Annotated in this window: 16 protein-coding genes; 2 read left to right on the top strand and 14 right to left on the bottom strand. The window is 60.4% G+C overall.

Annotated features, from left to right (window positions below; translation table 11 throughout):
- The 5 genes from WB650_RS20800 to WB650_RS20780 form a co-directional block, all read right to left on the bottom strand.
- Positions 1–1,334: vWA domain-containing protein (locus WB650_RS20800; RefSeq protein WP_423961885.1), on the bottom strand; the 1,334-nt coding region annotated here is incomplete at its 3' end.
- A gap of 37 nt (positions 1,335–1,371) precedes the next feature.
- Positions 1,372–2,331 carry an AAA family ATPase gene (locus WB650_RS20795; RefSeq protein ID WP_422302053.1) on the bottom strand — a complete coding sequence of 320 codons (960 nt, stop codon included), beginning with the start codon at positions 2,329–2,331 and terminating at the stop codon, positions 1,372–1,374.
- A 126-nt stretch (positions 2,332–2,457) separates the two neighbouring features.
- Entirely contained in the window at positions 2,458–3,681 is a 1,224-nt protein-coding gene (locus WB650_RS20790) for an NAD(P)/FAD-dependent oxidoreductase (RefSeq protein WP_423961884.1), read from the bottom strand.
- 54 nt (positions 3,682–3,735) lie between these two features.
- A complete protein-coding gene (locus WB650_RS20785; RefSeq protein WP_422302049.1) occupies positions 3,736–4,020 on the bottom strand; it encodes a type II toxin-antitoxin system RelE/ParE family toxin in 285 nt (94 codons plus the stop codon).
- Positions 4,001–4,252, bottom strand: a complete 252-nt coding sequence (locus WB650_RS20780) for a CopG family ribbon-helix-helix protein (RefSeq protein WP_422302047.1) — start codon at positions 4,250–4,252, stop codon at positions 4,001–4,003. Before WB650_RS20780 ends, WB650_RS20785 begins: the two co-directional genes overlap by 20 nt.
- Positions 4,253–4,436: 184 nt before the next feature.
- On the opposite strand from WB650_RS20780, the gene WB650_RS20775 reads away from it, so the two are divergent.
- The gene (locus tag WB650_RS20775; RefSeq protein ID WP_423961886.1) at positions 4,437–5,213 is read left to right on the top strand and encodes an NRDE family protein; all 777 of its coding nucleotides are present in this window, start codon (positions 4,437–4,439) and stop codon (positions 5,211–5,213) included.
- Between the two features lie 62 nt (positions 5,214–5,275).
- Here WB650_RS20775 and WB650_RS20770 read toward each other — a convergent pair whose 3' ends face one another.
- Positions 5,276–5,461 (bottom strand): hypothetical protein, encoded by a 186-nt coding sequence (locus WB650_RS20770; RefSeq protein ID WP_422302043.1) that lies wholly within the window; start codon positions 5,459–5,461, stop codon positions 5,276–5,278.
- Between the two features lie 120 nt (positions 5,462–5,581).
- Between WB650_RS20770 and WB650_RS20765 the strand changes: the two genes are divergently transcribed.
- A complete protein-coding gene (locus WB650_RS20765) occupies positions 5,582–6,667 on the top strand; it encodes a peptidylprolyl isomerase (protein WP_422302041.1) in 1,086 nt (361 codons plus the stop codon).
- 67 nt (positions 6,668–6,734) lie between these two features.
- On the opposite strand, the gene WB650_RS20760 is transcribed toward WB650_RS20765, so the two are convergent.
- From WB650_RS20760 to WB650_RS20725, 8 genes are all read right to left on the bottom strand, one after another.
- Entirely contained in the window at positions 6,735–7,466 is a 732-nt protein-coding gene (locus WB650_RS20760) for an SDR family NAD(P)-dependent oxidoreductase (protein WP_422302039.1), read from the bottom strand.
- Positions 7,467–8,741, bottom strand: coding sequence for a UDP-3-O-acyl-N-acetylglucosamine deacetylase (gene lpxC, locus WB650_RS20755; RefSeq protein ID WP_422302037.1), 1,275 nt, complete (start codon positions 8,739–8,741; stop codon positions 7,467–7,469).
- A gap of 54 nt (positions 8,742–8,795) precedes the next feature.
- Positions 8,796–11,024 (bottom strand): ATP-binding protein, encoded by a 2,229-nt coding sequence (locus WB650_RS20750; RefSeq protein WP_423961881.1) that lies wholly within the window; start codon positions 11,022–11,024, stop codon positions 8,796–8,798.
- Between the two features lie 4 nt (positions 11,025–11,028).
- On the bottom strand, positions 11,029–11,244 hold the full coding sequence (locus WB650_RS20745) for a DUF2905 domain-containing protein (protein ID WP_422300994.1): 216 nt from the start codon (positions 11,242–11,244) through the stop codon (positions 11,029–11,031).
- A 76-nt stretch (positions 11,245–11,320) separates the two neighbouring features.
- Positions 11,321–13,438 carry an elongation factor G gene (gene fusA / locus WB650_RS20740; RefSeq protein WP_423961878.1) on the bottom strand — a complete coding sequence of 706 codons (2,118 nt, stop codon included), beginning with the start codon at positions 13,436–13,438 and terminating at the stop codon, positions 11,321–11,323.
- A 94-nt stretch (positions 13,439–13,532) separates the two neighbouring features.
- Entirely contained in the window at positions 13,533–14,330 is a 798-nt protein-coding gene (locus WB650_RS20735; RefSeq protein WP_422304393.1) for a biotin--[acetyl-CoA-carboxylase] ligase, read from the bottom strand.
- 42 nt (positions 14,331–14,372) lie between these two features.
- A complete protein-coding gene (gene nadC, locus WB650_RS20730; protein ID WP_423961876.1) occupies positions 14,373–15,221 on the bottom strand; it encodes a carboxylating nicotinate-nucleotide diphosphorylase in 849 nt (282 codons plus the stop codon).
- A gap of 2 nt (positions 15,222–15,223) precedes the next feature.
- The coding region (locus WB650_RS20725; protein WP_423961874.1) for a hypothetical protein at positions 15,224–15,450 on the bottom strand (227 nt) is incomplete at its 5' end.

Genomic DNA, 15,450 nt, shown 5'->3' with positions numbered 1-15,450 from the left:
GCGTAGCGATCCATCTCGCTGTCGCCGAAGCCCCACGTGTTGCGGCTTTCAGGATTTAACCAGATCACTCTTTTCGCGCGCTGGCGGATTTCACGCAAGCACCAATCGTGCGGAAGATTGTAGTTGTTGCGCGCGTCGCCGAGCACGATCACGGTCGTGCGTTTGTTCACCGCACCGAGATGATCGGTGACAAAGTTGCGGAACGCGTAGCCGAAATTCGAGTGAGCATACACATTGATGATATCGCCCTTGAGCGCGACGTCGAGCGCTTCCTTGGCGTCGTTGTTGCGGAAGCATTCGGTGACCTCGCCGATATCGGCGACGTAAATAAAACTGCGCACGCGCGAGTAGAGATCCTGCAGCGAGTACACGAACTGGAGCATGAAGCGCGACGCGTTGCGCACCGAATCGGAAACGTCGCACAGGATCACGACTTGCGGCTTCTCCTTCTTGCGCTTCTCGAATCGCAGCTTGAACGGAACGCCGCCATACTCGAGGTTCTGGCGGAGCGTGCGCTTGATATCGAAGCGTCCCTTCTTCGAGCGCTTGCGGCGGACGGTGATCACGTTCTTCAGACGCTGCGCGAGGCGCGTCACCGCCTCGTTCATTTTTTTCAGCTCTTCCTCGGTGAGGTAGTAAAAGCTTTTCTCGCCAATCTGGTTGAGGCGCTGATCTTCCTTCTGCTTGATATCGCGCTTCTCGCGCTCCATCCGGACGTAGCGGCGGATAATATCGTCGAGCGCCTTGAGCCGTCGCTCGAGGTACTCTTCCATTTTCGCTTTGAGCTCGGAGCCGATATCCATCTTCTCGAGCTGCTCGCGCAGTTCCTTGATCTCGGCTTCGATTTTGTCGAGTCCGAGCTGGCGGGCGAGCGCGCGCGCGAAATAATTTTCCTCGATAGTGCGCTCGATCCCCTGCAGCTTGACTGCGCGTGAGGCCTCGCGGATTTTCCGCTCCATCTCGCCGGAGTTATTTTGCAAAAGCTGCTTGGCAAGCTCGGAGAGATTCTTGCCCTCTTTCTTGAGCATCTTCTCTACTTCGTCCAGGAACTTCTGAAATTCCTGATCCGACATCGAGAGCGCGTTCTGCACCGCATGGCTCGCCTGCTTGATGATTTCGCCCAGGCCCGAGAAGTAGATGTCGAACAGTTCCTCGAAGACGGGCAACTCGCTGGCGCGCTTGACCATTGTGGCGCGCAGCGCGGCGCGGAACGCATCGCGCTCGTTCAGCCCGGTGACTTCGGAGGCGCTGAACGCGTCGAGCGTTTCCGCCAGCGAGACGCGCACGCCGTTCTCGCGCAGCAGGTTCGCAAATTCTACGAGCTTCTCTTGCATGATGCGGTGATGCCCTGCCCTATTCTACCAAACGCTGTCAGTTGAGAAGATCTTTGTCGCTGCCGGCTTCGGTGCCGCGACGCGCGCGCACGCGACGCACGTAGTCCTTCAACTCTTCCTGCGCCTTGCGGACGTCGCCCTCGTACTTGACGATCGTGTCGAGCGTCTCGGTGACCAACTCCTGGTCGAGACTGTTCACGTTGAGCAGAGTCAGCGCCTTGACCCAATCGAGCGTCTCGCTGATGCCTGGGGTCTTCTTCAGATCCAGCTTGCGCAGCGATTGCACGACGGTCACCACTTCCTCGGCGAGCTTGGCGGCCGCGTCGGGCACCTTGAGCTTGACGATTGCGAGTTCCTGCGCGCGATCGGGAAAGTCGATGTACAGATGCAAGCATCGACGCTTCAGCGCGTCGGACATTTCGCGCGCGTTGTTCGAGGTCAGCACGACCAGCGGAATGTGCTTGGCCTTGAGAGTTCCCAACTCAGGAACAGTGACCTGAAAGTCCGATAGCAGCTCCAGTAAAAACGCCTCGAATTCGGCGTCAGCCTTGTCGATCTCGTCGATCAGCAGCACCGATGGCTGCTCGCTGGAAATTGCTTTGAGCAGCGGGCGCGGCAGCACGAAGCGCTCGGAGAAAAATACTTCGTCTTGCGCGGCGATTCGATCGACCGCCTCGGTGAGGCCCTTGGCTCCCACCAGCACTTCGCTGATTTTGTCTTTGAGGATTTGCGTGTACAGGAGCTGCTTGGCGTACTCCCATTCGTAGAGCGCCTTGCCCTCGTCGAGGCCCTCGTAACACTGCAACCGGATCATGTCGAACCCGAGTGACGCGGCCAGCACCTTGGCCAGGTCGGTCTTGCCGACGCCGGCGGGACCTTCGACCAGGATTGGCTTGCGCATCTCGCTCGCCAGGTAGATGACGGTGGCGATTCGCCGGCTCGCAATATAGTTGTTCTTGGCAAATCGCTCGACTACGTCTTCGATCGATGAAAACATCAATGCTCCTCTGCTGCGGAACCGAAAGGGGCAAGCCCCGCGCGGAATAGATTAAATATCACGCCAAGTTAAGGCGAGGAAACCCACGGCAGGACCGCCCCTGGATCGGGAGTCAGCGAAAGAAGTTCAAATGTGGAGTTCCTCCCAGACTTGCTCGTTGCGATCGAAGCGGTCGCGCGAGAGTGCTGAGGCGTCGAAGGCGCTGTATTTGCCGTGCGCAATCAGGTCGGCGAGGGCCTGGCCGGCGCCGTAGGATTGCATCACGCCGCGGCCACTGAATGAATGCGCTTCGTACACGCGCTTTGTCGGGTCGGCACGGCCGACGATCGCGCTGCGGTCGGGACTGACTTCGTACAGCCCCGCCCATCCAGTGACGTGGCGCAGTCGTTCCATCGAGGACATCCGCGCGTACATCCGCGGCCAGATTTCGTTCAGGAAGAACGGCTCGCCATCGTAGTTGAAATGGTAACCGGGCGGCTCGTCGGGCGGCGAGTATCCGGCCAGGATGTGCGGGCCCTCGTTGTGGAAATACACGCCCGAGGTGTCGACGATCATCCCATAGTTCGCGAGGTTGGTCTCGCGATTGTCGACGATGCAGACCTGGCGGCGTATCGGCTGCGTCCAGTTGCGCAGCCCGAGCAGCTTCATCGCAGTCGGCGACCATGCTCCGCCGGCTATGACAATCGAATCGCAATTCAGCTCGAAGACGCGGCCGGTCTCAGCCTCGCCCGGGCCGTCCTGGGTCATCATGCGGATGAGGCCTTCGTCGGTGTGTGGCTCATCGGACTGCCAGCATTGAAGGCGCACATTGGATGCGCCCGCATCGATCGCGACGACATAAGTGCGATCGAGAAACTGGGCGCCGAGTTTCAGCGCGCAGGCGCGATAATGCTCCTTGAGCAGGTTCGGGTTGATGAGCCCGTCCTCCGGCGAGAAGGTCGCGCCGGCAATCCCGTCGAGCTTGTCGATTTCGGGCACGCGGCAATGTACGTCGGTGGGCGTCAGCGCCTCGATCTGATGGCCGAGTTCGCGCTGGAGCGGTATATGCTCGACGGCGCCTGCGAACGTGTCTTTATCGTAGAGCCAGAGGTAGCCCTTCTGCCGGAAGCCGACCTCGTCGCGCACGCGCTGGTAGTATTCGATCGATGCGCGGCATAGCGCGATATTGACCCGCTGCCACCACGTGGCGCGCACACCGCCCGCATTTTTTTCGCTCGAGCTGAGGCGTCCACTGAGATCGATATCGACGGCGAGAGTTTTGAGTCCGCGCTCGGCCAGAGCCATCGCGACAGAACTGCCGACGACGCCCGCGCCAATAACGATCACATCGAATCGCTCGCCCGCAATCACGCATCAATCCTATCAATTTTCATTTCAGGAGAACGAAACACGAACGGTACGCTGTCAGAGCTTATCGGGCCATTTTCTAGCCGCGTGGAACACTCGGAGGATTTCGACCGCGTCGCCGCGCACGCGGTATGGCACGATGTACGGGGTGCCGGTCACTACCAGTTCGCGGGTGCCGGGAACCCTACCGATGCGGCCTGAGGCTGGATGGGTCGAGAGCTGCGCAACGGCGGTTGCGATTCGTTGCACTATTCGCGCAGCGGCATCGGGGGCGTCGCGTGCGATGTACTCGGCTTCTTCATCGAGATTCCTGAGCGCGCGCCTAAGCCATCTTATCCGCACGGCGGCTCCACTTTCTCATCACGGCTTGGACTTCTTTCTCAGTTGCGAAGTCGCCGCCGTCGGCCTCCGTGAGGGCAGTTTTGATTTCTGCGATTTGCCATTCGTTCAGCTCGACGTAAGCTCGGATCGCTTCAGCAGCGACGTAGGATTTGGTGCGTTCCATCGCTTTGGCGAGTTTCTCGAGCCGGGTCCTGGTCTTGCGGTCTACGCGGATGGTGATTACTTCGGACATGATTGTATTGTGTTGTATACATCGCCATACAGCAAGCAGCGGTGACCCTGGAGGTGTTGCTGAGGCCCGGCCCCCCCTACCGGTCGCGTTGCGGCCGACCTCCTCTCCCGTAGAGTAACAGGCGAGGTAAGAATTGGAGGATGGGTCTTGTGCGGATGCCCGCCTGACTGCCAATTTTGATTGGATGTGCACGCTGGCGATTTATTTTCGGGCTACCCGGGATTGTCCGGTCGTGATTGCGGCTAATCGCGATGAGTTTCTCGAGCGTCCTGCGGGCGATCCCACTACCCTGCTCGAGAATCCGCATGTTGTTGGCGGCAAGGATTTTAAGGCTGGCGGGACATGGCTTGGGATTAGCGAGCATGGGATCGTCGCGGGGCTGTTGAATCGGCGGGCGGAGGACGGAGGCAATCCGCGGGCGCGTTCGCGCGGGCTGCTGTGCCTCGATGCGCTTCGGCGGCGGACTGCGCACGAGGCGGCGGAGTTCGCGTCGCGTGAGCGCGGGTCGGATTACAATCCTTTCAATCTGCTGATGGTCTCGCGGACTGAAGCGTTCGTCGCTTACAATCGCGGCGCGTCGATCGAAGTTGTCGAGATCAAGCCGGGACTGCATCTGCTGTCAAATCTCGATCTGAATGATTTCGAGTGTCCGAAGATCAGTGCGTCGTACGGGAAGCTCGCGGAGCTTGGGAATCGTGAGGATTTTCAGCGCGATCCGATCGGGCAGCGCGCGGCGCTGGGGGCGTTGTTGGCTGATCACAATACGCAGCTTGATCCGCGATCAGGGCGGCCTAATGCGTTGTGCTTGCATCTCGAAAACTACGGGACTCGGTCGTCGAGCTTGATTTTTATGCGTGATGATACGGCAGATATCGCGCATTACTTTGCGCCTGGACCTCCCTGCGAGACGGCGTACGCGCCGGCGATTGTGCCGCGGCGAACCGCGAATGCAGAATCTTGAATCGCGCGCTGTAATCGGACCCTCACCTTCATCCTCTCCCTTAAAGGGAGAGGGGAAGAAAGTCAGGGGGCGAAGTAGGCGGCTATGCCGGTTAGGATGAAGCACCCGATGGCGATTGAGGCGGAGGCCAGGAAAATCGAGGCGAGGAATGGCGGCTCGATCACGAAAAACAGGATGAAGCCTGCGACGACTGCTACTACGCTCGCGATTATCGCGAAGACCATGCTCACCGTGCGCAGTTGCGTCATCGCGAGTCTCCCCGTCGCCGACCGCGAAACAATTCGCTTGACGCCAAGCCGCCTCCGAGTATACGCCGTGGGTTCATCGTGCACCGTCGCCAAACAGGACCGATCGGGAGTTTTGAATTGATGGGCATTTCCGGGCAGCGCTCGCGTCGCGGACCCTTGGTCTGTTTGATTGTCGCGATTGCTGTAGCCATTGCAACCGCGTATCCAATTCGCGCGCAACTCGGTGAGTCGGGCCTCAACTGGCAGCAACGCTTCCTTGGGATTCTGCCGTTGGTCAAGCCGGACCCGAAAGATCCGGTGGTGGTGACGGTAAATGGCGCGCCGATTACAGCGGCGGAGATTGCCGATTACGCGAATACTGAAAAGCATATGATCAACGCGACCACGACCGAAGAATCCAAGGCGGTGTTTCGCGATGCGACTGAAAATTTAATCAACCGGCAACTGCTGCTGCAGGAAGCCGCGCGGCGCAAGATTACGATTCCCGACCCCGAAGTGGCGCAACGCGCGCGCGAGTTCCAGATTGGCGGCGCCGAAGGTCAGACCGCTCCGGTCACCGGCGCGCCGGATGCGCAACTGATGAACGCGGTGCGCGGATCGATGATGATCGAGAAGATGCTCGACGACGAATTCCGCGCGCATCACGTGCAGCCGACTGACGCACAGATTCAGCAGTATTATGACGAGCATCGTGATCTGTTCGTGAAGGATCCCGGCGAGGTGCAAATCGCGCATATCGCGGTGAAGCTTCCACCGAATCCGACCGACGCACAGAAGGTTGCGGCGGCTAAAAAGATGCTCAAGGTTTACGACGAGGCGAAGAAGACCAAGGACTTCGCCGCTCTCGCGAAGAAGGAGTCAGAGGATACGGAGTCTGCAGCCAAGGGTGGCGACCTCGGCTATTTCCGGCCGGGGCAGTTGCCGCCGGTTGTGGACAAGATGGTGTTCGCAACCCCGGTCGGGCAAGTGACGCCGATTATCCAGTCGAATCTCGGCTACAGCTTTATCAAGGTAGTTTCGCGGCGCGGGGAGACGATAGCGCCGTTGCCGGAAGTCAAAGCAAAGATCGCGATGTTCATCCTCGATGAGAATGAGGACACGGTCGTGAAGGGGATGCTCAAGAAGCTCGCGAAGGGGGCGAAGATCGAGTTTAAGAATCCGCCGGGACAGAGCGCGGGCGCGAAGAATGAGACGGGGGGACAATAGGAAGCTAGCGATCGCGCCGTGCAACCTAACCCCTAACCCCTTCCAATAGTGGGAAGGGGAACAAGAGTTAGACGAGTAGGCGGCCGCCTTCTAGTGGTAAGACGGTGCCGGTGGCGAAGTCCGTCTCGCAGAAGAAGGCTACGGCGCGAGCTACGTCTTCGGAGGTGCCCATCTTTTTTGTGAGCGTGCGATTTACCAGGCGCTCTATTTCCGCCGTGGAGTATTCTTCGGGAGGTATCACCATGCCTAGCGCTATGCAGTTGACCTGGATTTCGGGGGCTAGCTCTTTGGCTAGTGCTTTGGTGAGACCTATCAGGCCACTCTTTGAGACCGAGTATGGCAGATAGTCCTTGTAGGGGCGGATGCCGGCCCAATCGCCGAGGTTGACGATTTTTCCAGCACCTTGTTGGCGCATCGCAGCGGCGGCGAACTTCGACAGAAAGAATGGCGCCTTCAGGTTGGTGTCGAGGTTTGCGTCCCAGTCGCGTTCGGTGAGTTCTTCGATAGGAGTAGGCGCGAAGATTGATGCTGAGTTTATCAGGATGTCGATTCGGCCGAATGCGTCGAGGACGTTTGCGACCATCTGCTCGATTTCAGCGACGTGCTCGAGGTTGGCGCGAAAGGCTTGCGCTTTGCCACCATTAGATGTGATCTCGGCGACTACTGCCTCTGCTTCCGATTGCGAGGTGCGATAGTGAACTGCGATTGATGTGCCGTGAGTGGAGAGGTCCAGCGCGATCGCACGGCCTATGCGGCGGGCTCCGCCGGTTACCAGGGCGACTTTGTTTTTTAGATCCAATTAAGAGAGAGATGCGTGGATTGCTTTTACCAGGGCCAGGTTGTCGGAGTGTCCTGTCTTGGATGCGATGACGTGGCCGTGCAGGGGGCGGCCCAGCAGGTATAGGTCGCCGATCAGGTCCAGGACTTTGTGGCGCGCGAATTCGTCGGGGAAGCGCAGCGCGGTGTTCACTACTTTTTCGTCATCGACCAGGATCGCATTGTCGATGCGGGCGCCGCTGCCTAGCCCTAGCTGCGCGAGCTTGCGAAATTCCCAGACGAAGCCGAACGTTCGCGCCGGTGCGATTTCGCGCGCGTAGGCGTCTGGCGAAGTCAGTTCGAAGTGCAAGTGCTGGATGCCAATCGGCTTCGGGTAGTCGAGCGTGTAGTCGATGATCAGATGGTCGGCCGCCTCGACCTTTATGTGCTCGAGGCCCTCGCCTTCCTCGCCAACGAGAATTTTGTGCTTGATCTTGATTGGTTCTACCGTCGCGTCCTGCTCGGTGAGTCCGGCCTCTCCAAGCTGCTTGCAGAATTCGATCGCGGAGCCGTCCAGCGCGGGCACTTCGTCGTCTGTCTTGATCAGCAGGTTGGTGATTCCGAACGCGTGAAGCGCGGACAGCAGATGTTCCACGGTGCGGACCGATCGGCTGCCGCTGGTCAGCGTGGTGTTATATCCCGTGTCGGTGACGTTCTCGAAGCGGACGGGAATCGCGGTCTCGTCGGCGAGCGAGGTAAACACGATTCCGAATCCTGCCGGCGCGGGATGGAGGATGACTCCCGTCTTGAGCCCGGTGTGAAGCCCCTGCCCGCCCATCACGATCGACCGCGCGACGGTTCGCTGCGGAATCGCGCCGGCGCGAATTGCCTTGCGCCCGGCGGCGCGGACCTCGGCACTCATGCCGCGCGCGCTGGAGGGATCGGGGCCAGCGGCGTCGCCCTCGAGCGCCCGCGCGATCGACGCGAGCAGTCCAATGACAGTGAACGGCTTTTGAATAAAATCGGCGGCGCCGAGCTTGGTCGCAGCAACGGCGCTCTGGATATTGGCATGGCCGGAGATCATGATTACAGGAACGCGCGGCTGCTCTGACTTGATCCGCCGCAGCAACTCGATGCCGTCCATCTCGGGCATCCATACGTCGAGCAGGACGATCGCGGGACTCTCGCGCGCAATCAGATCCATCACGCCCGGCGCGTTGCCGGTATCGACGACGCGAAAGCCCTCGTCGCTTAAAATTCCACGCAACGACGACCGAATCCGCTCCTCATCATCCACCACCAAGACGGTCTCATTCACGTTAGATTTTCTCCGGGAAGCGCGCTTTCACGTTACAGCGCGGCAAGGGTCGCATCAGCCGGTTGCCTTTGCGAATAGCTGCAATTTAACCGGAAATTCGAGCACAAATCTACTTCCACGCGGCCGATTGTCGGTTACCCGGACGAAGCCGTGATGGTCGGTGACGACCGCGGAAACAATCGCGAGGCCGAGGCCGGTGCCGCCTTTTTTTCCCGAGTAGTACGGCTCGAAGATGCGGGTGCGCAGGCGAGGGTCGATGCCCGGGCCGTTGTCCGAGACTTCGAGCGTGACCAGCGAGTTGTCGGAAAGCCGGTGACTGCGCACCTCGATTTTTGGGCCGGCGCCATTGTGATTGATCGCGGTGACGGCCGCGACGGCATTGTCGAGCAGGTTGACGAGTGCACGTTTCATCGCGTCGCGATCGATCGGGATGAGCGGAATCGCGGGATCGAGCGCAAGTGCGAACTCGACGTTGGGATTCGCTTCGCGGAAATTCGCAACGGTTTCGTTAGCAAGAGCATTGATGTCACCTGGCACCGGGTTCAGATGCGGCATCCGCGCGAACGCCGAGAACTCATTCACGAGACGCTTGAGATCCTCGACTTCGCCGATAATTGTTTTAGTGCATTCCTCGACCAGCGCGGATTCGATTCCGGGGCGGGCGCCGAGCTGACGGCGCAGACGCTCGGCCGAAAGCTGGATCGGTGTCAGCGGATTTTTGATCTCGTGCGCGATTCGACGAGCCACTTCGCGCCACGCCTCCATCCGCTCGACCTTCGCGATCTGGCTGACGTCCTCGAAGAACAGCACCGTTCCCGCCGGCTCGCCGGGAGTGTCGCCGAGCGGACTCGCCGTCATCATCAGCTCGGTCTCGCTGCCTGCAACTTCGAGCTTAACGGTTGAGCGCGCCTCGCGCGGGCGCGTGGCAAACGCAAATATGTCGTCCAGCACGCGGGCCAGCGCGGGCGGGAACGCACCCTGGTAGTTGCGGCCGATGACCGCGGCGGCGCTGAGATCGAGCAGCCGTTCGGCGCATGGATTGATCGTCGTGACGACGCCGTCGTGATCCAGGCCGACGACGCCCGCCGACACGTTGCGCAGCAGAGTCTCAGTGTACTGGCGGCGGCGCTCGAGTTCGGCGGCGGAAGAGCGCAGGTCGGCGGTCATCTGGTTGAACGAATCGACCAGCTGTCCGATCTCGTCGTCGCCGACCGCTGGAATTCTAAAGTTGAGATCGCCGCCGGCGATCGCCTGCGTCCCGCGCGCGAGCAGCTTGATCGGACCGGTGATTCCGCGCGACAGAAATATCCCGAACCAGCTCGCCAGCGTCACCACTACGAGCCCGATCAGCACCAGCGTAATTAGGTAGCTGTTCATGATCGGCTGGCGCAGGATTCGCAGCTGAAAGTAGTCCTCGGAGACGCGCGAGATGTTGGTCGCGCGCGTCGCGAGGCTCTGCGGCAGATAGTAATCGACCAGCACCGCGCCCAGCACGTTGTCGGTTTCGCTCGAGAGGTAAATCGGCGCGGAGCCGCGCACCACGTCGGCATTGCCGAGGCGGTCGGTGCGGGTGAGCGCCTGCCCCTTCAGGGTCTGCGAGATGATCGGTGAATCGGGCGACGCACCGATGCCGGTGGGCGTCTTCGGGCTGATGTCGAGAATCAAGAGCTTGCGATCGGCGGAGAACACCTCGATGGTGCCGAGGTTGTACTCCTCCTGGCGCTTGTTGATGAACGCTTTGAGGTCGTCGCGCTTCTCCGGCGCGAGCAGGCCCTTCGCCGAGATCTGCTCGGCCAGCACGCGCGCATAGTGCGACGCGTTGTTGGCCGAGTTCAGATAGTAGGTCTTCGCGATTTCGAGCGAGTCATTGAGAATCTGCTCGTACTCGGGATTGAACCAGCTGTTGATGTCCGCGTGCAGGAACACGCCCGACACGTAGAGCAGGAACGCGCTCGGGATTAGTGCGACCGCAATAAAACCCGCGACGAGCTTGACCTGGAACTTCGACCCGATCAGTCCGCGGCGACGCTCGAAGATGACCTTGGCCAGATTGCGTCCGACCAGGAACAGCATCAAGCCGAGCAGCAGGAAGCTCAGGTTGAAGAGCGAAATGACCGCGAGGTTGGAGACCAGCGAGGTGTGACGCGTCAGCGGAGGCAGCTCGGTTTGCGCGAGCACGAATGCGACGAGGGTCGCGCCGGCCACGCCGACCGCGATCAGCTCGCGACGGCGCCGCTTGCGCTCTGCGAGCCGATGCGGGCTTACGTTCTTTTCCGCTGCCAATTCGTCAATGCCTCGTCGTCAGCGAAAGCAGTATGGTCGCAATGATGCTGATGAGTATGCATGTGGCGAGCGGAAAATAGAACGTGAAGTTGCCGCGACGGATGTAGATGTCGCCCGGCAGTTTGCCAATAAGCGGGACCGACGAGAATCCCCACAGCAACAGTCCCACGACGACGATCGCGATACCGGCGAAGACCAGGCTTTTTCCAATCGGCGCCATCGCATTGCTGCCTCTGCCCCGATTGTACAAGACCGGCGGCCCTGGAAATACCCGGCGCCCTGCCCTATCCGCGGTATTACGCGTGGGCGTGGGCGTGCGATTTGGCGCCGGCGGCCTCGCGCGCTGCGTGCGTCTCCTTGATGATCTTTTCAGCGACTGGAGCCGGCGCCTCTTCGTAGTGCGAAAAGTGCTGCTCGAACGAGCCGCGGCCCGACGTGATCGAGCGCAGGTCCGGCGCGTACTTGAGCACTTCCGACATCGGCACCTGCGCCTTGATCACCTGCCCGTTGCCCTTGCTGTCCATGCCAAGGACCTTGCCGCGGCGCGAGTTCAGATCGCCAATCACGTCGCCCATGCATTCGTCGGGACACGCAACTTCGATCGCGACGATCGGTTCGAGGATGATCGGCCGGGCCTTTTCCAGACACGCCTTGAAACCCATCGAGGCAGCAATCTGAAACGCCATGTCGGACGAATCAACATCATGATAGCTGCCATCGAAGACGGTGACTCGGACGTCCACCATCGGATAGCCGGCCAGGAATCCCTCGGGCAGCGTGTTGCGCACGCCTTTTTCGACCGACGGAATGAAGTTGCGCGGGATGACGCCACCGACGATGTTGTCGACGAACTCGAAACCCTTGCCGCGCGGCATCGGCTCGATCTTGAGCCAGCAATCGCCGTATTGCCCGCGCCCTCCCGACTGGCGCTTGTATTTGCCCTGCGCTTCCGCGCGTCCCTTGATCGTTTCCTTGTAAGGAACCTTCGGCGCCTGCAGTTCGACGTCGACGTTGAACTTGCGGCGCAACTTCTCGACCGTGATCTCGATATGCATCTGGCCGGTGCCCGACAGGATGATGTCGTGGGTCTGAGGATCGCGATGCATCTCGAGCGCGAGGTCCTCTTCGATCAGCTTCTGCAGCGCGGCCGACGACTTTTCTTCGTCGCCTTTGGTCTTGGGACGAATCGCAAAAGAGATGACGCCGTTGGGACGCGTCAGCGGCGGCATCACGAGCACGGGAGCTTTCTCGTCGCATAGAGTGTCGCCGGTGGTGCTGTCCTTCAGCTTGGCGACGGCGACAATCTCGCCCGCGATCGCGCTGGCGACGGGAGACTGCTTCTTACCCTCGAGCCGCAGCAGCTGGCCGAAGCGCTCCTTGGTTTCGCGCGTCGAGTTGTACACTGTCGCGTCGGTCTGAGCACGTCCCGAAATTATACGGAAGATCGAAAGCTTGCCGGCGAACGGATCGATTATCGTCTTGAACACCAACGCGGCGAACGGCGCAGCTGGATCTGCCGGACGACTGACGGTCTCGCCGGTCGTGGGATTTTGGCATTCCACGGGCGGACGCTCGTTGGGCGCGGGCAGGTAGGTCATGACGGCGTCGAGCAGCGGCGCGATACCGATATTCTTCGCCCCCGAGCCGCAGAACACGGGCGTGATTTTGCGCTCGACTACGGCAGCATGCAGCGCGGCGCGTACTTCGGCGTCGTCGAGCGTGCCCTGCTCGAGATATTTTTCAAGCAGCACGTCGTCGGTCTCCGCGACCGCCTCGAACAGCGCGGTGCGCGCCGCCTCCGCCTGAGTCTTCAGTTCGCCGGATAATTCTTCTTCCTTGAATTTGCCGCTGGTGTCGGCGTAGGTAAGGGCCTTCATCGCAAGCACGTCGACCACGCCCTTGAAGCCAAGCTCCTCGCCAATCGGGATCGTCAGCGCAACGGCGCGCGCGCCAAGCACCTTCTCGAGGTCCTTCATCGCGGCGTCGAAGCTGGTGCGCTCGCGATCGAGCCGGGACACGAACGCGATCCGCGGCAGCTGGAGGTTTTCGGTCGCCGCCCAGATTTTTTCGGATTCAACTTTGGTATCAGCGCTCGGACTTATCAGCATCACGATGCCGTCCACCGCGCGCAGAGTCGTGAGCGTCTCGGGCAGGAAGGCGGTGTAACCGGGAGTGTCGGCGAAAATTACTTCGGTCTTTTTCCAGTTGAGATGATTGAACGCGGAACTAATCGAGATGTGATGCTTGGTTTCTTCGGGCTCGAAGTCCATCGCGGCCGAGCCGTCGTCGGGCCGCCCGAGTCGCGGCGCAGCGCCTGCAGTGAAGAGCATCGCGTCGGCGGCCTGGGTCTTGCCGGTACCGCCCTGGCCCACGAGTGCGATTGTCCGAAGCCTTCCGATTTCCTCCACAGCCATGGAGTCACCTCTCAGCTTGCTCGCCGGGACCAGCGCCGATTTCAGAGCGCCGCGCCCCGATCGATGCAGTTATTTCGCGTTCGTTACATAAATATTACTCGTAAGCCCCCTCCACGCTCACCTCACCCGCGACGACCCGCTCGACGCGGTCTCCGATGTCTAGCAGCAGTGCACCCGTCCCGTCGATTCCTTTGACGACGCCAGATTGACGCCGCCCGCCGTCCACAATCGCGATGCGCCTGCCGGTCAGCGCGGAGAACCGCTCCCAAGCGGGGCGAACCGCATCGAAGCCGCGGGTCAGGGTTTCCATATAGCGGGAGTCGAGCAGATTAAAAAGCGAATCGGCAATCGCAATCCGGTCGCAAGCATGGCCGGTCGCGATACGCATCGAGGTCGCCTTGTCGCGCAAGTCGGGCGGGATGTCCTCGGCGGCGAGATTGATATTGAGGCCGATACCGAGCAGCACGCAGTCGAGATTCTGGCGCGCGTCGGTGACAGCCTCGGCGATGATTCCACCGGCCTTGCGCCCGTGCAGCCACACGTCGTTGGGCCATTTGAGTGCGACGATACCCGGCGCATCGCGCTCAAGCGCTTCAGCCGCAGCAACGCCCGCGACCAGGCTCATCCGCGGCACGTCGGCGAGCGGGATCGGCGGACGCAGAATTATCGTCGTGTAAAGATTGACGCCGGAAGGCGAATGCCACGTGCGGCCCATCCTGCCCCGCCCGGCATTCTGTTGCTCGGCGATAACCAGCGTGCCCTGATCGGCGCCGTTCGCGGCCAGCTCGCGCGCAGCTTCCTGAGTGGAATCGATTTCGTCGAAATAATGGATCCGCCAGCCGATCCGGCCCGGCGCGCCTCGTTCAATTGCAAGATATGGATTCTGAGCCATCACTTTAAGTTCCAATCACCGGGCGCGCATGGCGCCCGCTGATCAGACCGCGTCGATTCTCATGCTGATATCCAGAAATCGCGCCGAATGGGTCACCGCACCGACGGAAATCAGGTCGGCGCCGGCCTCCGCGATTGCGCGAACGGTCTCCAACGACACGCCACCGGAAACTTCAAGCTGAACTTTCGATTCAGCGAGCGCGCGAGCTTTGCGGATATTTTCGAGTGTCATGTTGTCGAGCAGGATCGCGTCGGCGCCAGCTTTAAGTGCTTCTTCAACTTGTGCGATCGTCTCGCATTCGATTTCGATTTTGAGCGTATGCGGCGCCATTCGGCGAGCACCTTCGATCGCTTTCGTCACGGTGCCCGCGGCCGCGATATGGTTTTCCTTGATCAGCACCCCACTGTCGAGGCCCAGGCGATGGTTGCGCCCACCGCCGACGCGAACCGCATACTTCTCGACGACGCGGAGCCCCGGATGCGTTTTGCGAGTGTCTATAATCTTCGCGTGAGTGCCCGCGACGGCATCGACGAAAGCTCGAGTAGTGGTTGCAATTCCAGAAAGCAACTGCACGAAGTTGAGCGCGGTCCGTTCGCCGATCAGCAAGCCCGCGAGCTTGCCCTCGACTTCCGCAAGCACATCGCCAGCTTTGAGTTGTGCACCTTCAGCCGCGAGCTTGATAATACGCGGCTCAGCACCCGCGTGTCGCATAACAGGCCCGATGAGGATGCCGCCAGCGAGAATCATCCGCGGTTCCTTGACTGTGATCCTCGCGCATCCCATCGCACCCGACGCGACAGTCGCGGCGGTGGTGATATCGCCCTGCCCCACATCCTCAGCAAGCGCCCGCTTGATGAGATCGGTGGGATCGAATTGCTTGAACAGTTCCACAACTATTCGCGAACAACGCTGTTCTTCGGAGTTTTCTTCGCGGGTCGCTCTATTTTTGTGTCATTCTGAGCGCAGCGAAGAATCCCGGATCTTTCTCGATGTTTGCCGCTCAACACCTTGCCAATATCAGTCGAAGCGTCCCGCGCGCAATTTTGAGCAAGATGATGAATCCATGGTTGAAAGTGCTTGTCTCCGCATGGCACCCGGGATTCTTCGCTGCGCTCTGAAT

Source organism: Binatus sp. (SeqCode) (assembly GCF_049584895.1).
Taxonomy (GTDB): Bacteria; Desulfobacterota; Binatia; order Binatales; family Binataceae; genus Binatus.
Note: the sequence above shows the minus strand (reverse complement) of the source record. Positions and strands in the feature narration are given on the sequence as shown.